Origin of the sequence: Pseudomonas sp. WJP1 (genome assembly GCF_028471945.1) — a bacterium.
Taxonomy (GTDB): Bacteria; Pseudomonadota; Gammaproteobacteria; order Pseudomonadales; family Pseudomonadaceae; genus Aquipseudomonas.
Window position 1 is genome coordinate 3,490,294 of record NZ_CP110128.1, and the last position, 19,643, is coordinate 3,509,936.

Consider the following 19,643-nt stretch of genomic DNA (forward strand, 5'->3'; position numbering starts at 1 on the left):
GATGAACCCACCGGGGCAGCCGATGCTGCACTACCGTGTCGGCACACACGGGCGCTTTCGCCAGGCCATGCTGGAGCGTCTGTCCAGCGTGCCGGTGTTGCTCGACCTGAGCACTCGCGATAGCGATGATCCGGTGCTGGCACTGCTCGATGCCTGGGCTGGGGTACTCGACGTGCTGAGCTTCTATCAGGAACGCATTGCCAACGAGGGCTTCCTGCGCACCGCGACAGAACGGCGCTCGGTGCTGGAACTGGCACGTACCATCGGTTATGAATTGCGCCCCGGCGTCGCAGCCTCGACCTTCCTGGCGTTTTCCCTGGAGACCGCGCCTGGCGCGCCGCTGACGGCGCGAATCGAAGCGGGCAGCAAATGCCAGAGCATCCCCGAGCAGGATGAGATGCCTCAGGTTTTCGAAACCCTGGAGCCATTGCACGCTCGCGTGGCCTGGAATGCCTTGCGCGTGGTGAGCCAGGAGCCCGTGCCACCGTACTGGGGCAGTCGTACACTGTATTTGAAGGGGCAGGGCACCCGCCTGCAAGTTGGCGATACGCTGCTGATCGTTGGAGATGAACGGCTGAAAAACCCCGGCAGCGAAAACTGGGATGTGCGCCGGGTGGCGCGCGTACAGGTGATTGCGCCCGTGGAACCCAGTGCCGATCCCCTGGCCGGGTACACGGTGGTGAGCCTCGACCGGCCGCTGGGTAACATCCTGCCCCATGTCGAGCCAGCCAGAGCCAACCCCCGCTGCTTTGCCTTGCGCACCAAAGCTGCGTTGTTCGGTCAGGCGGCGCCAGACTGGCGCGCCATGCCGCGCAGTCTGCGGGCGAGCTACCTGGGGTTTGATGACGACGCCCAGGCCCTCATCAGCGTGCACGGGCAATGGCCGAACTTCACCCTGGCGGACATTTCCGATCCACCCGGCACGAAGGCTGCGGGCAGTGGTTTGTATGGCGAGTATTTCGAAGGCAGCGATTTCAAGACGCGAAAACTGAGTCGTACGGACGCCACCGTTAATTTCGACTGGGGTACTGCCAACCCCGATCCGAGCCTGAGCGCCGATAGGTTCTCGGTACGCTGGAGCGGTTGGCTGCAGATACCCGAGAGCGGCAGCTACAGCATTTTCGTCAAGGCCGATGATGGCGTGCGCCTGTGGCTCAACGGGCAATTATTGATCAATCAATGGCCCGGCAAGGACAACCCCGAGCCCAGTGCCACCTTGCACGAACTCAAGGCCGGGCAAAAGCTCGACATCCGCCTGGAGTACTTCGAAAACACCGGTGCGGCGCTGATACAACTGAGTTGGCAGGGCCCCGGTATTGCCAAACAGATTATCGGGCAAAGCCGGCTGTACCCACGGGATGTGCACACGGTGCATCTGGACGCCAGTTACCCCAGGCTGGTGGCCGGCAGCTGGCTGGTGTTGGCGCTGCCGGACTACCAGGAGCTGTACCAGATACTGGAAGCCGGCGAGGACGCCCGCGCCGCATTCACCCTGAGCAGCAAGACCACGCGCCTGAAATTGCGCGGCGAGCAATTGCGCGAGCTGTTCAACGAGCACCTGCGCGATACAACGGTATATGGCGAATCCATCGAACTGCCGTGGGCGCTTCGTCCCGTTTCAGGTTTGCTCAGTGGTCATGAGCTGACCCTCGACGGGCTCCAGGCGCAACTGCAGGAGGGGCAGTGGCTGGCCATCAGCGGCCTGACCCTGGCCGCAGCGGCGCAAAATGCTCCGGCACGCAAGCGACTGCTGGAGGGCGACGCGCTGGCAGCCTTGGAGATTTCCAGGGACGGGCGCCTGGCGAGTCTCACGTTCGCCGACGGCGCCCACCACGAAGTGCTGCTGGAGTCGGCCAGTGAGGTCGTGCAACTACGGCGTAACGACAGTAGCGGCCCGCGTTCACGCCTGGAGCTTGCCAGCGATCTGCTCAACACCTACCTGCCACTGAGTGTGCGCATCAATGCCAACGTGGCGCCTGCCAGTCATGGCGACAGCAAACAGATGCGCATTGCGCCGGAAATCCTCGGCAGCGGCGATGCCGGGCAAGCGTTCCAGCGCTTTGTGCTACAGCAAAAGCCGCTGACTTACATTAGCGCCCCCACGCCTTCGGGTATCCAGAGCACACTGGAAATACGCGTCGATGGCCTGCGCTGGGCCGAAGCGCCGCGCCTTGGCGAACTGACGCCGCACGACCGTGCGTACCTTGTCCGACGCGGTGACGACGGGACTGTCACCGTGCAATTGGGCGATGGTCAGTACGGCAGCCGTCTACCCAGCGGGCAGATGAACGTGCAGGCACGCTATCGGGTCGGCATTGGTGCTGCCGGCAACCTGAAACAAGGGGCCATTAGTCTGCTGTTGACTCGCCCGTTGGGGGTCAAGGAGGTGATCAACCCCGTGCCGGCGGCGGGTGGGGTCGACCCGGAAGGCTGCGACAGCGCCCGACAAAATGCGCCTTTGCCGGTAATGACCCTGGACCGGATTGTTTCCCTTCGGGATGTCGAGGACTTCGCCGCCGCCTTCGCCGGCGTCGGCAAAGCCCAGGCGGTGTGGCTTTGGGATGGCGAACAGCGGTTGGTCCACCTCTCTATCAGCGGCGTCGGCGGTAGCGAGATCGATCCCGGATCACAGCTTTATCGCAACCTGGCAACGGCGATTGATTCAGTTAGCCCGGCCCACCAGCGCCTCAAACTCGAACCGGGTGTGGTCCTGCGTTTCGGCCTGTCGGCCAACCTTCGGGTGAAACCTGATTATGAAAGCGCAGCGGTCCTGGCGGCTGTGCGCGATTCGCTGGCCGAGGCGTACTGTTTTGCCGCACGGCGCTATGGCCAGTCAGTAAGCGGCAGCGAAGTGCTGGCCCTGATGCAACGTGTAGCAGGCGTGGAGCGAGTCGATCTGGACAGCCTGCAGCTTTTCGACGGCCTCCTGACCAGCAGCGTCGCTGGCCCGGACGGGCGCCTGCGTGCACGTGGTGCGCGTTGGCAAGGCACGCAGATCCTTGCCGCGCAGTTGTTGTTGCTGGACCCCGGACAAGTCATCCTGACGGAGCTTAGCCAATGAGCATCGATGCCGAATTCCTGTTGGCCCGGCTGCCGGCGTTCTACCGTGATCGTGACGCCGAAACGGGTGGGCAACTGCGTGCGCTGTTGGAGGTGATCGCCGAGCAGGGCGCTTTTGTCGAGGCCGACATCGCCCGACTTTACGACAACTGGTTCATCGAGACCTGCGATGATTGGTTGATCCCCTATATCGGCGAGTTGCTGGGGGTGCGGGCGCTCTACCCGGTCAGTGGCACTCAAGCCTTTACATTGCGTGCATACGTCGCCAACACCCTGCGCCTGCGTCGTCGTAAAGGCACGCTGCCGGTGCTCGAGCAACTGGCGTGCGACACCACCGGATGGTGCGCTCGGGCGGTAGAGTTTTTCGAGCTGTTGGGCACCACCCAGTACCTGGACCATCGCCGCCTGCACAACGTGCGCACGCCGAACGTGCGCGACGCCGCGCAAATGGAACGGGTCGACGGACCGTTCGACCGCTGTGCCCACAGCGTCGAGGTGCGACCGCTGACAGCCGGGCGTTACAACATAGCCAACATCGGGCTGTATATCTGGCGCCTCCAGGCTTATCCGCTGCAACGGTGTACGGCCCATACCGCCACCAGCCTGCCCGGTTTCTACAGCTTCGATGCCTTGGGTCGCAGCTTTCCCGGACCACTGCAGCAAGGCGAGGGCATGTTGTTCAACCGGTCCCGCAGCGAGCAGGAAATCACCCATCTGGCGCTGCCGGAAAACGTGCCGGAACCGCTGTCACGGCGCGTTTTGCATGATGAACTGACGGCCCTGCGTCAGGCGTTGGCCGATGGCGTCGAGCCCGACAGTGTCTACTTCCCCAACGATCAGGAGCAAGAGAATGGCCCGGTGTTGCGGGTCTGGCTCGACGACTTGCAAATCCCGCCGGAACATCTGGTCGTGTGCAATTTGTCTGCGCTGCCGGGAGTGGTGCCCGAACAATGGCGGCGACCTCCGCCAAGCGTGACAGTCAAAACAACCAGCGTTGGAGGGGCGGCCAAGACCTTTCCCGCCGACGCCAGCCAGTTCCTGGTAGGCATCGACCCGGTGCTCGGGCGCATTGCCCTGCCGGCCGGCAAGACCGCGACAACCGTGGAGGTCGCCTACAGCTACGGCTTCCCCGGCGATATTGGCGGCGGCCCTTATGACCGCCGCCCCGCGCAGCATGACCGGGAAGCGGAGCAGGGTCTGCTCAAGCCCACGGACTTCCAGGTGCTCTTGCGGGTGCCGGATGATCACCCGTCCCTGGCCGATGCACTGACGGCAGTAAAAGCCGGCACCAGCACGTTGATCTACTTGCTTGATGACGCGACGCAGCAGCTCACACCCGATCTCGACCTGCCGGACACCCACCTGGCCATCGAAGCCGCCAACAAGCGGCGACCAGTACTGGTCGGCGACTGGCGTCTGCGCGGCAACCTCAATACCCGGCTCAGTTTGTCTGGCCTGCTGCTGGACGGCCAACTGGGCCTGGACGGCGCGCTGGGCGAAGTCAACGTGCGCCATTGCAGCCTGACCCCTGACAAGGGCGGTATCCGCCATACGGGGGCCGCCAGCCAGTTGTGGCTGCGCCTGACCCATTGCCTGTGCGGCCCGCTGCAGGTTGCCAAGGCCATTGCTGGCGTAGTGGGGCGCGCCTGCGTGTTCGACAATGCGGATAAGCCAGCCTTCGACTTGCCGGACACGTATCTGGACCTCGACCGCTGTAGCGTATTTGGCACTACAGCGGCCGGTGGGCTGACAGCCAGCAATTGCCTTTTCAACGCGAAATTGACGATCACCCGGCTGCAGGAAGGCTGCGTTCGCTTCAGTTTCGTACCGCAAGGCTCGCAGACACCACGTCGCTATCGCTGCCTGCCTGACCTGGTTATGCAAGGCGTGCCTGCTACCAAGGCCAAGCGCGAGAGTGTGCGGGTTACCCCAGCCTTTACCTCGGTGACATTCGGTCACCCAGCCTATTCCCAGCTACGCCTTGGCTGCGCCGTGGAGCTGTGCCGCGGTGCCGAGGACGGCGCCGAAATGGGCGTCTGGAACCTGCTGCAACAACCCCAGCGTGAGGCCAACCTGCGCCAGGCCCTGGATGAATATCTGCGCTTGGGCCTCGAGGCCGGCGTGATTTTTGTGAATTGACCGAACGTACACATCGGGACAGACGACCATGAAAGCCGATCTCACCCGCTCCACCGACAAACCTGGCCAACACTACCGCGCAGTCCGCATGCAGCAAGGAAGGGTACAGCTGGATGCAGACTGGAACGAACAACAGGACATTCTCAATCGCCGCATCGAAACCGAAACCGTCGATACGATCGGCCACAGCGGCGGACCGATCGCCAACCCCGGCTTTCTGTTGACCGGTAACGGCAAGAACATCGTGGTCGGTGCTGGCCGTTACTATGTCGAAGGGTTGCTTTGCGAGATCGCAACCCCCGTCGCAGTGACCAGCCAGCCGCAACTGCCAGCTAACGCTTCGCCGGTGCTGCCCGGTTCAGCAGGGATGTTGCCGCTGCCACCGGCAAACGCCCCTGCGTTGAGCGAAATCAAGGTCTACGACAACAATGGCCAAGGGATCGACCCACCGGACGGCCTGTACCTGGGCTACCTCGAGGCCTGGTTGCGCCATATCACCGCCCTGGAAGACCCTCTGATCCGTGAGGTAGCCCTCGGCGGGCCGGACAGCGCGACCCGTGATCAACTGGTCTGGCAGGTCAAACTGCTTCGCGCAGCCGACCTCGGTGCTGACTTCAACTGCCAGAGCGTGCTGCCGGCCTGGACCGCCCTGATCGCTGAGACGGACGGCAAACTGGCCGCCCGTGCCGAGCCGAGCACACCGCCGAAGGATCCGTGCCTGCTGGCCCCGGAAGCAGGCTATCGGCGCCTGGAAAATCGCTTGTACCGTGTCGAGATTCATGATGATGGCAGTGGGTCGGGTGATGTCCTCTACAAGTGGTCCCGAGACAACGGCAGCCTCCTGACCCGGGTGACGCGCTGGCTGGGTAACCCGGCCGGGAACGAGTTCGAAGTCGCCAGCATCGGTCGCGACGCGGACCTGGCCATCACTGCCGAATGCTGGCTGGAATTTATCGATGATACCCATGAACTGCTCGGACGCTCAGGCGCGCTGGTTAAGGTCCTCAAGACCGCGGGCAATGTGGTGACCCTCGACCTGGGCAGCGCCACCGAGCCGCTGGATGAACTGTTGTACCTGAATAATCCGCGAGTGCGTCGCTGGGAGAACTGGGCCAGGATGGCGCCTGCACCGGCCAACGCCAACAGCGGATGGGACACGCTGGAGGACGGTGTCGAAGTCAAATTCACCCCCGGCAGATACCGGATCGGCGATTTCTGGACCATCCCGGCACGCACCGCCACGGGCGACGTGGAATGGCCGGTGGAGGCAAACAAGCCCAAACTAATGCCACCCCAGGGTGTGCTGCGTGCGTTCACCCGCCTGGCCGTGCTCGCCTGCCAGGCCGGGGCCTGGACCTCGTTATCCGATTGCCGCCAGCTGTTTCCAGCGTTGACTGCGCTGACCAATCTCTATTACGTCGGCGGTGACGGGCAAGAAGCCATGCCCAACCCACTGGACCCACAGCCCGTGCCACTGCCCAGCCCTCTGGAAGTGGCGGTGTTCAACGGCGAGTTTCCGGTGGCTGGGGCCCAGGTCCGTTTCAGCGTCAGTCACGGCACATTGCCCAATGGCACCGCCGTGCAGATCATCGCCAGTGGCGCGGATGGCGTTGCGAGTGTTGCCTGGAGCTTGTCAGCCACAGATCTGAACCAGACCTGCAACGCCCAATTGTTGGAGGCGGGCCAGCCGGTGGCGGGCAAGTTCAATACCATTCACTTTTCTGCCCGCCTGTCGCTGGCGGCGCAGGTCGCCTATGACCCGGCCAAGTGCCCTGACATGGCCGCCCAGGGCATCCATACCGTGCAGGAGGCAATCGATGCACTGTGTCAAAAGAGTCACGGCGGGGGTTGCTGCACCAGCGTAGGGGTCGGTGGTGAATTCGAAAACCTCGACATCGCGCTCATTACCTTGTTCAAGCAGGACCGGCGTGACCTCTGCCTGTGCCTGCTGCCCGGCATACATCGCCTGGCCGACAGCCTTGACGAGGACGCGCCGCCGGGCACCCACGTGTTCATCCACGGCAGCGGCCCGGCCAGCCGGCTGGTTCTCAGGGATCAAAAATGCAATTGGCGCGGCTACAGGTCATTGACCTTGATGGATTTCGACATCGTTGCAATGGGTGACAGCCAGTCCATGCAGTTCGATGGATGCGAGCAGTTGCGCTTGCATCGCCTGCGTTCGTCGGGCCTGACGGTAGCGGGAAATAGCCTGGTGCATATCGAAAACGCCCAGCGCATCGACCTCAGTGGCAATGTAATCAATGCCTACCGAACCGACGGGGCGCAACGGGTGTTGGACCTGATCGCCGCCGTACCCCTGTTGGCGCCGCTGCAGACCGCCTTGAAAGTGGGCAACGGTGCGCTGTTTACGTCCATCGCAGACACGACCGTCGCCGAGTTTACAGCCTACAGCGCAGCGCAACGCAAGCTGTTCGGTCAACAGGTTGATCAGATTATGGGCGCAGCTGGCAATGCGCTAAAGCTCAATGGCGAAGAACTGGATGCGCTGACGACATTGCGTGCGGATATTGAAACAGCAGCCGGTCCGAGTCGACTGGCTCTTTCGCTCGGGCGGCTGCGCGCTGAACTGTTGCTCGAACGCCCCGGTTTTGCGTTGTCCCTGGGCGATGGCGACGCCGATACGCTGTTGGCCGACAACGTCTTCAACGGTCGGCTGTCCTTGTATGGCGAAGCCGAAAACGATGAGCGATTGGACATTGATGCCTTGAAACGCGTGGCCCTAGGATTGAGTTCGGGCCGGGTCCGCTTCAAAGTTGGCGCTGGAGAACTGCGTTTGCGCAACAATCGCCTGCGTCAGATCAGGCTTAGCGACGAGATGCTCAAACGCCTGAGTGCTCTAGCCGGCGCGGGTAATGGCGGGGTGATCGAAGGCTGTTACCGAAGCCTGTTGGCAGACGCCAATACCCTGGTGGGGTCGCAAAACCAACTATTGGCAATGAAAATCAGTCTGAGCCAGAACCTGTTCGATCCGGCCGGTGAGGTTGCCGCGTGCATCGCGCACCAAGGCAAATACATTGGCAACTTCACCATTGAATCCCAACTGTATTTGCTGGGCCACGACGCCTCGCAGCAGTTGGCAAATAGCGGAATATTTTTCGTCGAGATGTAAACCGGGATCGCCAAACCAAACGATGAGTTTTGTTGGTCATGGTTATAACGACAAGAGGGTGCCAGTAACGTTTTACAAGACAAAACATAAATTGCAGGTGCGCCACACCTGGCGATTGGCAACAAGTCTGACGTTGTCTTGCGAAGTCACGCAGCATTGGTATCGGCTCGATGGTGACAAGGAGGGGAAGTGTACGAAAGCTCTGCGCATTACAAGTAGGCGCATAAAGTTCAGCATTTCTTGAGGAGATAAAAAATGCATATTCAAACAACTTATCACGGAAAGGGAGTATCCGAGGCGTGGATAGGACTGGGCACGCACGAGTATCTTGAGTCAGCCGGGAAGTGCGGACACATGGCGTGGTCCAGCCATAAAATGTTAGTGATGCTTTTTTTTCTGGCGCTCTCAATCAGTTGCACATTCCTTTGCATCGATGCCGTCGCCGGTGACGGTATTTGTTCGACTGGTGCAAGCGCTACAACGGGCGGCTGTGTGGCTTATGAGCATGCCGACTTTGATGGAAGGCACCAGGATTTAAGGCCTAATCATATTAAAACGTATGTTGGAGACAGGATGAACGATAAGATTTCCTCGTTCAGAGTCTCTCCCGGGTGCCGTGTTGTCGTGTGGGAGGATAGGGATAAAGGCGGTGCATCACAGGCGTTTGGGGAGTGCCAATATATTGGAGATGACTGGAATGATGATATTTCATCGTGGCAGTGTGAATGCAGATAGGGCAGGGCAGAGCATAGTTAGCCAGGACATGTACGGAGAGTCAGCCGAGCGAAGGCAAGGCAAGACGAAGGATGGTTAGCCTGCTCACGAATTGGCCTGGTATTTGCTATCGAATAGCCATCTGAATGTCGCAATGGACGAAGTGGATGTCGCTATCAAGTAATTTCATGCCGTTGTCCGCCAGTGAAAAGCGCTGGCTCCCCTGGTTCGGCAAGACTGGCAAAGTCCGGATGGGCTGGTCGTGCTGGCTCAATCGGTCGGCTTACCCGGTGATCGAGCAAACCTTCGAAGCCATCGCTGAAACCCGGGTACAGTTGCTGCAGAACTGGACGCGCGAGCAGTGGGAACACCTGGCGGAACTGGCGGAGAACCTGGGTCGTGATTTCGCCCACCTCGACAGCACTTCGTTGGTGGACAAGCTCAACCAGGCGGAAGATTTTTCGGAGTTGTTCGTCGTAGACACCAGCGGCAGTGTGATCGCTTCGACCTGGACTCGACGCGGTCAAAACCGGCATGAGCAAACCCGCGCATTGGCAGAGGGATTGAAGGCGCCGTTTCTGCATGGCCCTTACAGCGATCCACTGACCTTGCAAATCGGCCCTTTGTCTTCACGCTTCTTTGATGAAGTCACGCTGATGTTCTATCAGCCCCTGAGGGTCGATGGAAAGGTCCTGGGCTGCCTCTGCGGTCGCGTGCCCAACGATGTATTGGGCGATCTCATCCAGCGCGAGGCCGGGCACATTTTTGCCGAGTCGGGTGACAACTATCTGTTCATGGCGCAATCGCGTTTTGATCCGGCCATCGAACCCGGCACCGCATTGTCACGTTCACGTTTCGAAGACGGCACCTTCAGCCACGGTGAAAATCTGAAAAGCGGGGTGCACACACCCTGGAAGACCGTGCAGATCCAGCGACACACCGAGCTGGAGCTGCGTTTCACCGACCCGGCGACGCAACAACTGCACCCCGGGGTACGCGAGACTATCCGCAAGGGTTCCAACCTGTTCGTGACCTATCCCGGTTACTCGGACTACCGGCACATTCCAGTGGTGGGCAAGGGTGTTACCTTCCAGTTGCCGGGGTCACCTGATCGCTGGGGCATGATGTGTGAGGCCGACCTTGAGGAAGTCTACCGCCGGCGTTCGCTCAGCCATGGCTTGATGAAACCCTACATTGCGACCATGACCGGACTCTTTGCCTGCAATGTCCTGGTCCAGCATTACAGTGGCCTGGCCCAAGGCATGATCGATGCCGTCGAGGTTGTCAGCATGGCAGGCGCCGCCTTCCTGTTCAGCCGGCTCGGGCCCAAGCGTCTTGCGGCAAGGTTGAACGAGATGACGAGCGTGATCAGGGCCATTGCCGAAGGCGAGGGCAACCTGCGCCAGCGCCTGGATATCAAGCGCATGGCCAACGATGAGACCGGCGACATGGGGCGCTGGATCAACAGTTTCATCGACAACCTCGACTCGGTGGTCGGGCAAGTGGTGAAGGCCAGCAGCAACGTAGGCACCACCAACCAGATGATGCTGGGACGCAGCCAGCAGGCCAGTATCACCTCCGACGAGGTGGCCGAAGCGGTGCATCGCATGATGATTATCGTCGAAGACCAACTGGGCGAGATCCAGCAGGCTTCTGCCAGTGCCGAACAAATGAAGCAGGCGATGGATGAAGTGGTCAGCCGCGCCCGCGAGCAATTTCTCGCTGTGCAGCAAGGCACGCAATCGATTCGGGACGTGGTCGAGCGTTCGTCTTCGAGCGTGCAGTTGCTCGACAGCCGGATGACGCAGATCGGCAAGATCACCGGCCTGATCAGCGACATCACCAACCAGACCAACCTGCTGGCGCTCAATGCGGCCATCGAGGCCGCGCGCGCGGGTGAACATGGGCGAGGTTTCGCGGTGGTCGCCGACGAGGTACGCAGCCTGGCCTTGCGTACATCACGGGCGGCCGACGACATTCGGCAGATGGTCGAGGGCCTGCAGAACGAAACGCAAAAAGCCGTAAGCTTCATGGAGGAGGGCGTCAAGGACGTCGATAACAGCCTGCGCCTGGCCGAAGATGCCTCCTCGGAAAACGTGCAGTTGCATCAAGCGGTAGAAAGCATGTTTGCGATCATCCAGCAGCTCAACACCCGTAGCCTCGACTACGGCAAGACGATCAGCAAGGTCGATCACTGCTCCACGCAAATGCGCCAGACCGTGGTGGTGCTGCAAAACAGTGCCGAAACGGTCAGGCTCAATGCCAATAAACTCCAGAAACTGGTGGGGCAGTTCGAGGTGAGCAGCAACACCGAGCGGGTGGCGGTCGCCTGACCGCACCCGATCCCAAGGCCTTCAGCCCTGGCGCCGTCCTGGATAGTTAAGGACAAACTGCACATGCGCCTTCACCCCGGTCGCCAGCGTTGCATCATCGGCAGTGAAGTAGGGGCTGTGGTTGTTCGGCGCCTTGCGCATGTCCTGGTTCTCGGGCGTCGCGCCAAGGAACACGAACAGCCCGGGCACCTTCTGCGCGTAGTAGGAGAAGTCTTCGCTCGGCGACAGGGAGGCATCCAGTCGCGTGACCTTGCCCGGTGCCGCCAGCTCCAGCGCGGGCACCATGGCCTCGGTCAGCTTTATAGTTTTTGCGCGCAGGCAGACCCTGCCGAATCACAGGCTAAGTGTGATGGGCGGCACCTGGCAGGTATGGCTGGGAGCTTGTTTGCCTTTGGTTTTCGGGCGCGGTCGCCGGCCCTGCGGATCGCAGCACCGCAGCGCTTACAACCCCTGGCTGCTCCTGATCAACTCATAGGCCCGGCGTACCAGCGGGTTCACGGTGTTGGGCCGGATCCACAGGTAATAGGTCACATCCGGCAGTCGTGGCAGGCCGTCATTTTCACCGAGCACGCGCATGTCCGGGCCGAGCATTTCCATGCTTCGCGGCGTGACGCCCAAGCCTGCCCGCGTAGCGGCCTTGATGCCGATCAGGTTCGAGGCCAGGTACGCCTGGCGCCAGGCAATGTTGGCGCGTTCAAGTGCCTCCAGTGCATAGCGGCGATAGATGCTCGGTTCATCCACGAGAATCAGTGGCAGCGGCTCGCCCGGGGTGTGGATGTATTGGGCCGAGCAAATCCACCACACTGGGGAAGTGCGCAAGGCAAACCCTTCAAGTGTTGGATCGGCGCGTGTGGAAATCACCATGTCGACCTTGCCACGGTGCAGATCATCCATCAGGAACGGACTGCGACCGACATCAATTTCCAGTCGCAATCGAGGGGCCGATCGGGCGATGTGGCTGAGCATCGGTGGCAGGATAGTGTCGGCAATGTCATGGGGTGAGCCGATGCGCAACACACCGCTCAAGCTGCTTTCACGCAGGGAGTTGAGTGCGTCGTCGTTGAGCGAGAGCATTTGCCGGGCATGACGCAGCAGCTGAAGGCCTGCTTCGGTGAGCTGCTTTTGCCGCCCGCGTTTCTCGAACAGGTTCACCCCGACCAAGTGCTCCAGCCGTTGCATGTGCTGGGTGACCGACGATTGGGTGCGATCCAGTTGCGCACCCGCTTGCGCGAAGCTGTGGTGATCCACCACGGCAATAAAGGTGCGCAGCAATTCGAGGTCGAGGGTAGGTGAGGTCGACATGGCCGTTCCCGGTAGCTGTTTTTATATCAATACGGCAAATATAAACATTACATTTGTTTATGTGTTTTTGTCGATCTCAAGATTTTAGTTCGGTAATTCACCGTGTTTACTGGGATTTACGCCAAATTGGCGTTAGCGCGCGACACCAAGTTATAACGATATTAGATATTTGAATTTCCGTTTACCCCATGACACTCCCTAGCATGCCCACACAGTAGATCGGGGGACGCCGATCATCCATTGGGGGAAAAATCCATGTTGCTTGAACGCTCACCGGTTAAACGATTACTGCCTGCGATGTTGGGCGCCTTGATCTCCTTGGCGGCGAGTACCGCTGCACACGCTGATGCGACCCTGGACAAGATCGAGCAACGCCATCTACTGGTGGTCGGTGTCTTGCTGTCCGGCGGTCCCTTTGGCGGGATCGATCCCGCCAACCAAAAACCTCGCGGCCTGAACGTCGACCTCGCCCAGGAACTGGGGCGGCAACTGGGTGCAGAGGTTCAGTTGGTGCCGGTATTGCCTGCCAACCGTGTGCAGTTTTTGCAGCAGGGCAAAGTGGATCTGTTGATCGCCAACATGGAATGGACCGCCGAACGCGGCGAGATCCTCGGGTTTGTGCCAACTCCGTTCTACCGTGTAGGCGGAACTGCAGCGGTGTTGAAAGACAGCAAGATCGCCCGTTGGGAGGATCTGAAAAACCAGCCTGTGTGCACCTCCCAGGGCAGCAGCTATATCAAGCCGCTCACCGAGTTGGGCGCTGAGATCAAGGGCTTCAAGAGCTCTTCCGAATCCTTGCTCGCGCTGCGCGGCAACAACTGCGTAGCCGCGGTTCACGACGCCACGCTGATCAACCCGCTGATTGCCGACAACGCCGAATGGCAGGGCTATCGTGCACTCAGCCCGGAACTCAACCCGGCCCCTTCGGTGATCTGGACCCGACCTGGCGAACGCGATACCCAGGCGCGGCTCGACCCCATCGTCAAGGAGTTGCACCGCAGTGGCTGGCTGATCGAAGCCCAGACCCGCAACCACATCACCCCCGCGTCACCGGCTTTGGTGGAACTGCAGAAACAGTTCCAGGCCAACGGCGCCTGAGCGGTTCCCCATCATTTCAGCTGACCGTCGACGGACTCGGCGGTCGTTCAAGGTAGTGGTACATGAACCGATATTTGCAGGGTGACGCATGAGCCAGTGGCTGGAGGTGTTCGTTCACTGGACCGCCGGATTCGGTCTGAACTACAGCTTTGTGCTCGACGCCTATCAACGCGGAACACTGGAACAGGGCGCGCTGACCACGGTGTTGCTGTGCCTGTTCACCATCGTCGGCAGTTTGCTCGCGGGTGTGGGGCTGGCGGCGATGCTGACCTCAGGAAAGCCCAGTTTGGCAACACCTGCGCGGGTGTTTGTGGAAGTCACCCGCAACACCCCGACGTTGGTGCAGCTGTATTGCGCGTTCCTGGTGCTGAACATGCTGTTGACCCAGGCCGTCGGCACGGCCAATCCGCTGACACCCTTTGCGTGGGTGGTGATCGTGATTTCACTGCACAAGGGGGCGTTTCATGCCGAGGCCTTGCGCGCCGGCATCGAGGCTGTGCCGGCGGTGACCATGGAGGCGGCCAGTTCCCTGGCGTTCAACGGCCGCCAGTTGTTGTGGAACGTACAACTGCCGCTGGCCCTGCGCTTTGCCTTGCCGTCGCTGATCAACAACCTGATCGACCTGGTGAAGATGACGGCCGTGGCCTCTGCCATTGCCGTAGGCGACATCACCTACGCGGCCATCATGATCTGGACACAGAGCGACAACGTACTGGAGCTGATGATCCTGATCCTGGGCTTTTTTGGCCTGCTGAGCTTTATCGTCAATTGTGTGGGGCGCTTCCTTGAAGCGCGCCTGAGGATGCCCGGCTATGGCCATTGAATCGTCCGCGGCCGCGCCGATGGCCTGGCCACGCCGGCACGTCGGCAAGCTGCTCGTACTGGCCTGTATCGGGTTGTGGCTGGTGTATTTCGCCCCGCAAAGCCCGGTGCTCAATGCGTTGCTGCAGTGGTCACCCGCCCTGGCGGCAGGTTTCGGCCAGAACATTCTGATCAGCCTGGTTGCCATCACGCTGGGTTCAGTACTGGGCTTGCTGGTGGGGGCGCTGGCGTGTTCACCCTTGCGCGTCCTGCGCTTGCCGGCGCGGATCTGGGTGCAGATCTTCCGCAACGCGCCGTGGCTGGTACTGATTTATTTCACCACCTACGTGTTTCCGTTCGAGATCAAGGTCGGCAGCACCTATGTACCGTTCCCGGACTGGGTCAAGGTGACGATTGGCCTGGCTTTGCCGGCGAGTGCCAACGTCGCGGAAATCTTCCGTGGCGCCATTGCTTCGATCCCCAGCACCCAATGGGAGGCCGCCCGTTCGCTGGCCTTTACCCGTGGGCAGATTTTCCGCTCGATCATCCTGCCGCAATGCTTCAAACGCATGTTGCCACCGTGGATGAACCTGTACGCGGTGATCACCATGGGGACCGCGCTGGCCTCCCTGGTGGGCGTGCACGATGTGATCGACACCGCCCAGATTGCCAGCAACACCGTCAACATGACCGGCTTCACCGTGGTGATTTACCTGAGCCTGTTGGCGCTGTTCTTCGCGTACTGCTACCCGATTTCCCGATTGACCCAACGCCTGGAGCGACGTTATGCCTTCTACTGAAACCGTCGCCGCACCCTTGGTCAGCCTGCGCGACCTGCACCTTTCGTTCGGCAGCAATCCGGTGCTCAAGGGCATCGACCTTGACGTGCACCGAGGCCAGGCCGTGTCGATCATCGGCCCGTCCGGCTCGGGCAAATCGACGATCCTGCGCTGCATCACCGGGCTCCTGCAGCCGCAGCGCGGCACGATCCGTGTCGGCACCACCGAGGTTCACACCCAGGTCCTCGAAGCCCAGCGCATCGAGTTGCGCAAGCGTGTGGGGTTTGTCTTCCAGCAGTACAACCTGTTCCCGCACTTGTCGGTGTTGGAGAACCTGGTGATTGCGCCACGCAAAGTGCTGGGGCGCAGCCGCCTCGAGGCCGAGAAAGAAGCGCGTGCCTTGCTGGCCAAAGTGCGCATGGAGCACAAGGCCGATGCCTATCCGGGACAACTGTCCGGCGGCCAGCAACAGCGGGTGGCGATTGCCCGTGCACTGGCGATGCGCCCGGAGTTGATCCTGTTCGATGAAGTGACCTCGGCACTTGATCCGGAAACCGTCGGCGAGGTGCTGACGGTGATCCGCGAGTTGACCGAAGAGGGCATGACCTGCGTGCTGGTCACCCACGAGATGCGCTTCGCCGAAGAGATCAGCGACATCGTCTACTTCACCGAAAACGGCGTGATCGTCGAGCACGGCAGCGCCGCACAGATTTTCCAGCACCCGACCAGTGAGCGCACCCAGGAATTCCTGCGTCATGCCTTGGGTGATCCGGGGCGCCGTCCTGCCGTCGCCAACGACCCTTATCTGCTGACCAACCTGGGTCGCTACAGCTTGTCCGTCTAATACCGAGGAGCCTGTTCATGAGTACCGAAAACCGTGCCGCCGTCATCGAGGATTTCCTGAAGAAAATCCGCGTCATCAATCAACGTGGCGTCGACCGTGCCGCGCTGGTGGAAATCGTTGGCTTGCTCGAAACCCTGGCCGAGCGCCGCGATCTGTTCAATTTCGACGCGTTCCCTGCACCGGTGCCGGGGCAGGGCAGCACTGCGTTTCGCTACCGTCTGAATGACGACGGCGACACGCCGACGCTGTACCTGAACTCGTTGTTGCCGGGCAAAAGCACCATCCCCCACAACCACGAAACCTGGGCGATCATCAGTGCTGTCGAGGGCCAGGAGATCAACTACGTCTACCGCCGTGACGACGAAGGTCGCGAGCCTGGTTTCACCACCTTGCATCTGGAAAAGGAAGTGATCGTGCAACCCGGCACGTCGATCTCGTTCCTGGGCGAAGACCTGCACGGCATACGTGTCGAAGGCGAGCAGGCGACCCTGCATTTCCACCTCTATGGCCTGCCGCTGGAGTCGCTCAATGGCCGCTACGGTGTCGAGGCGGACGGGCGCATTCTCAATTACAACGCCTCGCAAATGGCGCCGTCGATCAAGGCCTACACATGATCGCCGTGCTGTTCACTTGAAGCCTGACCTACACACGCTGCTTGAATAATTTCTTTTCTGACGGGACTTCCATGAGCCAGACCGTAACCCCGGGGCAATTGCAGCAATGGCTGTTCGACGGGCAGGAAATTGCCCTGTTCGATGTGCGCGAACACGGCCAGTATGGCGAAGCCCATCTGTTTTTCGCAGTCAACCTGCCTTATAGCCGAGTGGAGCTGGAGGTTCGGCGTCTGGCGCCAAACCTCCGGGTGCGGCTGGTGATCTATGACCAGAATGGTGGGGATGTCGCGGCACGGTCCGCCGAGCGCCTTCAAGCACTGGGATACAGTCGCGTGCAGGTGCTCGAGGGCGGCGCCGATGGCTGGCAGGCTGCCGGGTATCAGCTGTTTGCCGGCGTGCATGTGCCGTCCAAGGCCTTTGGAGAATTGGTGGAGGAGGCCAGTCACACGCCGCATGTCACCGCCCGACAGCTAGCGCAATGGCAGCGTAGCGGCGAGCCACTGGTAGTGCTGGACGGTCGGCCGTTCGATGAATACCGCAAGATGACCATTCCCGGTTCGGTCTGCTGTCCGAATGGCGAGCTGGGCTATCGCGTACAGGATCTGGTGCCCGACGACAGCACGCCGATCGTGGTCAATTGCGCAGGTCGAACCCGCAGCATCATCGGCGCCCAGACCCTGATCAACCTGGGTGTGAAAAACCCGGTCTACGCCCTGGAAAACGGTACACAGGGCTGGTATCTGGAAGATTTCCAGCTGGAGCACGGCAGCACCCGTCGTTATGCCGATGAGGTGTCATCGACAAACTTGCCGCAACAGCGCCTCGCGGCGTCACAGCTTGCGGCAAAGGTCGGGGTGAAAAGCGTTACGGCCGCTCAGGTCGAGCAGTGGGCCGGGGAGGCCGCACGCAGCCTGTTTCTCTGTGATGTGCGCACCGCCGAAGAGTTTGCCGCCGGTAGCCTACCCGGAGCGCAACACACTCCAGGTGGACAGTTGATCCAGGCCACCGACCTGTACATCGGCGTTCGCCAGGCGCGGCTGGTGTTGATCGACAGCGATGGCGTACGGGCACCGATCGTTGCCAGTTGGCTTCGGCAGCTGGGGCATGAGGCTTACGTGCTGGCGGGCGGGGTGAGCAGCGGCCTGGCGTTGCCAGTGGCTGATGGAGTGACGTATGACGCGTTGCCATCGATCACGGCGCAGTCCCTGAGCGACGCATTGAAGGATAACGCGGTGGCGCTGATTGATCTGCGCCCAAGCATGAGCTACCGCAAAGCCCATATCGCCGGCTCGCGCTGGTCGATCCGTTCGCTGCTGGCCGATGAAGTGACCGCTGAGTCGCGACCTTTGGTGTTGCTGGCCGATGACCCGCGGTTGGCGGCTTTCGCGGCGCAGGCGCTGCCAGGCACACAGCGCACGCAAGCCCGCTGGCTGGACGGTGGACTCGATGCCTGGCGTACGGCGGGATTTGCCGTGCAGGAGGGCGCCAATACACCTCCCGACGACCAGTGCATCGACTTCCTGTTCTTTACCCATGATCGTCACGCCGGAAACAAGGAGGCGGCGCGTCAGTACCTGGCCTGGGAAAACGGCTTGTTGGCGCAGATGAGTGCAGACGAAATCGCCAGTCTCAAGCCTCTGCGCGCGCCGTCGCAAGCGCTCGATGATGCACGGGTCCGTACCCGACTGGTGCACGCGGCGCGAACCGAAAAGGGCAGTGGCAGTCGGGGCGTCAACGTGCCGGTCAGCCGTTTGAGCACGGTACTGTTCGACAACCTGGCGCAAATGCGCGACGCCCGCGCTCGGCGCGATAGCGAACGTGTCCTGAGCTATGGCGCCCGGGGCAACCCGACGGCGTTTGCCCTGGAAGACCTGGTGACGGAGCTGGAGGGCGGTTACCGTACCCGTCTGTTCGGCACCGGGCTGGCGGCGGTGGCGCAAACGTTCCTGGCCTACCTGCGGCCCGGCGATCATGTGCTGATCACTGACGCGGTGTACGCCCCCGTACGGCGCCTGGCCCGTGAGCTGCTTGAGCCGTTCGGCATCCAGGTCAGCTACTTCGCGCCTGACGGCAGCGACCTGCAAGCGCAACTGCAAGCCAACACCAGAATGGTCTACACCGAAGTGCCCGGCTCCTTGCTGTATGAACTTGGCGACCTGCCGGCCATCGCCGCGTTGTGCAAACCACGGGGCATCCTGCTGGCCGTGGACAACACCTGGGGCTCGGGTTACCTGTACCGGCCACTGGCACTGGGTGCGGACATCTCGATCATGGCATTGACCAAGTACCTGTGCGGTCACAGTGACGTGGTCATGGGCAGCGTTTGCACCCGGCAAGACGTCTGGCAGCCGCTGGCATCCATGAGCGACACCTTCGGTATCGCTGTCAGCCCCGACGACGCCTATCTGGTGCTGCGCGGTGCACGAACCCTGGCGCCACGCCTGGAGGTTCACGAACGCCAGGCCCTGGAAATCGCTCATTGGCTGCAGGCGCAACCCCAGGTGAAGCATGTGTTCCACCCCGCGCTGCCTGAGCACCCCAATCACGCACTGTGGCGACGGGACTTCAAGGGCAGCAACGGTTTGCTGTCCTTTGAGTTGCATAATGCCGACGCAAGCGGTGTCGAGCGTTTTATCGACGCGCTGCAAGTGTTCGGCCTGGGGGCTTCCTGGGGCGGCTACGAAAGCCTGATAACGGTTGCTGACACGAAGGATCGCAACAGCGCCGCTGATCGCCTGTTGAATCCGGTGCTGCGATTGCACATCGGGCTTGAGGATGTCGCGGCGTTGCTTGAGGATTTGCAGCGGGGTTTTGCCGCTCTGGGGTAAA

At 61.2% G+C, this 19,643-nt stretch carries 12 protein-coding genes and 2 pseudogenes; 12 read left to right on the forward strand and 2 right to left on the reverse strand.

Features of this window, described 5'->3' with window-relative positions; all coding sequences use genetic code 11:
* Window positions 1-22 precede the first annotated feature (22 nt).
* From OH720_RS15680 to OH720_RS31900, 6 genes and pseudogenes are all read left to right on the forward strand, one after another.
* Window positions 23-3,061: a putative baseplate assembly protein gene (locus OH720_RS15680; RefSeq protein ID WP_272606381.1), complete on the forward strand. Its 3,039-nt coding sequence runs from the start codon at window positions 23-25 to the stop codon at window positions 3,059-3,061.
* Window positions 3,058-5,199, forward strand: coding sequence for a hypothetical protein (locus tag OH720_RS15685; protein ID WP_272606382.1), 2,142 nt, complete (start codon window positions 3,058-3,060; stop codon window positions 5,197-5,199). Before OH720_RS15680 ends, OH720_RS15685 begins: the two co-directional genes overlap by 4 nt.
* 28 nt (window positions 5,200-5,227) lie before the next feature.
* Window positions 5,228-8,329: a DUF6519 domain-containing protein gene (locus tag OH720_RS15690; RefSeq protein ID WP_272606383.1), complete on the forward strand. Its 3,102-nt coding sequence runs from the start codon at window positions 5,228-5,230 to the stop codon at window positions 8,327-8,329.
* Between the two features lie 384 nt (window positions 8,330-8,713).
* Complete coding sequence (locus OH720_RS31890) at window positions 8,714-9,064, forward strand: peptidase inhibitor family I36 protein (RefSeq protein WP_442967318.1); 351 nt, start codon at window positions 8,714-8,716, stop codon at window positions 9,062-9,064.
* Window positions 9,065-10,332: 1,268 nt separating this feature from the next.
* Window positions 10,333-10,515: pseudogene (locus OH720_RS31895) on the forward strand (HAMP domain-containing protein); the annotation flags it as partial.
* Window positions 10,516-10,653: 138 nt separating this feature from the next.
* Window positions 10,654-11,376 (forward strand): methyl-accepting chemotaxis protein, encoded by a 723-nt coding sequence (locus OH720_RS31900; RefSeq protein ID WP_442967319.1) that lies wholly within the window; start codon window positions 10,654-10,656, stop codon window positions 11,374-11,376.
* Between the two features lie 21 nt (window positions 11,377-11,397).
* Here the strand turns inward: OH720_RS31900 and OH720_RS15700 are convergent.
* Together OH720_RS15700 and OH720_RS15705 are read right to left on the reverse strand one after the other, a co-directional pair.
* Window positions 11,398-11,673 (reverse strand): annotated as a pseudogene (locus tag OH720_RS15700) (amidohydrolase); the annotation flags it as partial.
* Window positions 11,674-11,817: 144 nt separating this feature from the next.
* A complete protein-coding gene (locus tag OH720_RS15705; protein ID WP_008065538.1) occupies window positions 11,818-12,678 on the reverse strand; it encodes a LysR substrate-binding domain-containing protein in 861 nt (286 codons plus the stop codon).
* A gap of 255 nt (window positions 12,679-12,933) precedes the next feature.
* On the opposite strand from OH720_RS15705, the gene OH720_RS15710 reads away from it, so the two are divergent.
* The 6 genes from OH720_RS15710 to metC all read left to right on the forward strand — a co-directional run bounded on the left by OH720_RS15710 (window position 12,934) and on the right by metC (window position 19,642).
* Window positions 12,934-13,776: a transporter substrate-binding domain-containing protein gene (locus tag OH720_RS15710; RefSeq protein WP_272601887.1), complete on the forward strand. Its 843-nt coding sequence runs from the start codon at window positions 12,934-12,936 to the stop codon at window positions 13,774-13,776.
* Window positions 13,777-13,864: 88 nt separating this feature from the next.
* Complete coding sequence (locus OH720_RS15715) at window positions 13,865-14,599, forward strand: amino acid ABC transporter permease (RefSeq protein ID WP_272601888.1); 735 nt, start codon at window positions 13,865-13,867, stop codon at window positions 14,597-14,599.
* Window positions 14,589-15,377 (forward strand): amino acid ABC transporter permease, encoded by a 789-nt coding sequence (locus OH720_RS15720; RefSeq protein ID WP_272601889.1) that lies wholly within the window; start codon window positions 14,589-14,591, stop codon window positions 15,375-15,377. The genes OH720_RS15715 and OH720_RS15720 overlap by 11 nt, the downstream gene beginning before the upstream one ends.
* The gene (locus OH720_RS15725) at window positions 15,364-16,200 is read left to right on the forward strand and encodes an amino acid ABC transporter ATP-binding protein (protein WP_272601890.1); all 837 of its coding nucleotides are present in this window, start codon (window positions 15,364-15,366) and stop codon (window positions 16,198-16,200) included. Before OH720_RS15720 ends, OH720_RS15725 begins: the two co-directional genes overlap by 14 nt.
* Before the next feature lie 17 nt (window positions 16,201-16,217).
* On the forward strand, window positions 16,218-16,814 hold the full coding sequence (locus OH720_RS15730; protein ID WP_272601891.1) for a cysteine dioxygenase: 597 nt from the start codon (window positions 16,218-16,220) through the stop codon (window positions 16,812-16,814).
* A gap of 71 nt (window positions 16,815-16,885) precedes the next feature.
* On the forward strand, window positions 16,886-19,642 hold the full coding sequence (gene metC / locus OH720_RS15735) for a cystathionine beta-lyase (protein ID WP_272601892.1): 2,757 nt from the start codon (window positions 16,886-16,888) through the stop codon (window positions 19,640-19,642).
* Window position 19,643: the final 1 nt, after the last annotated feature.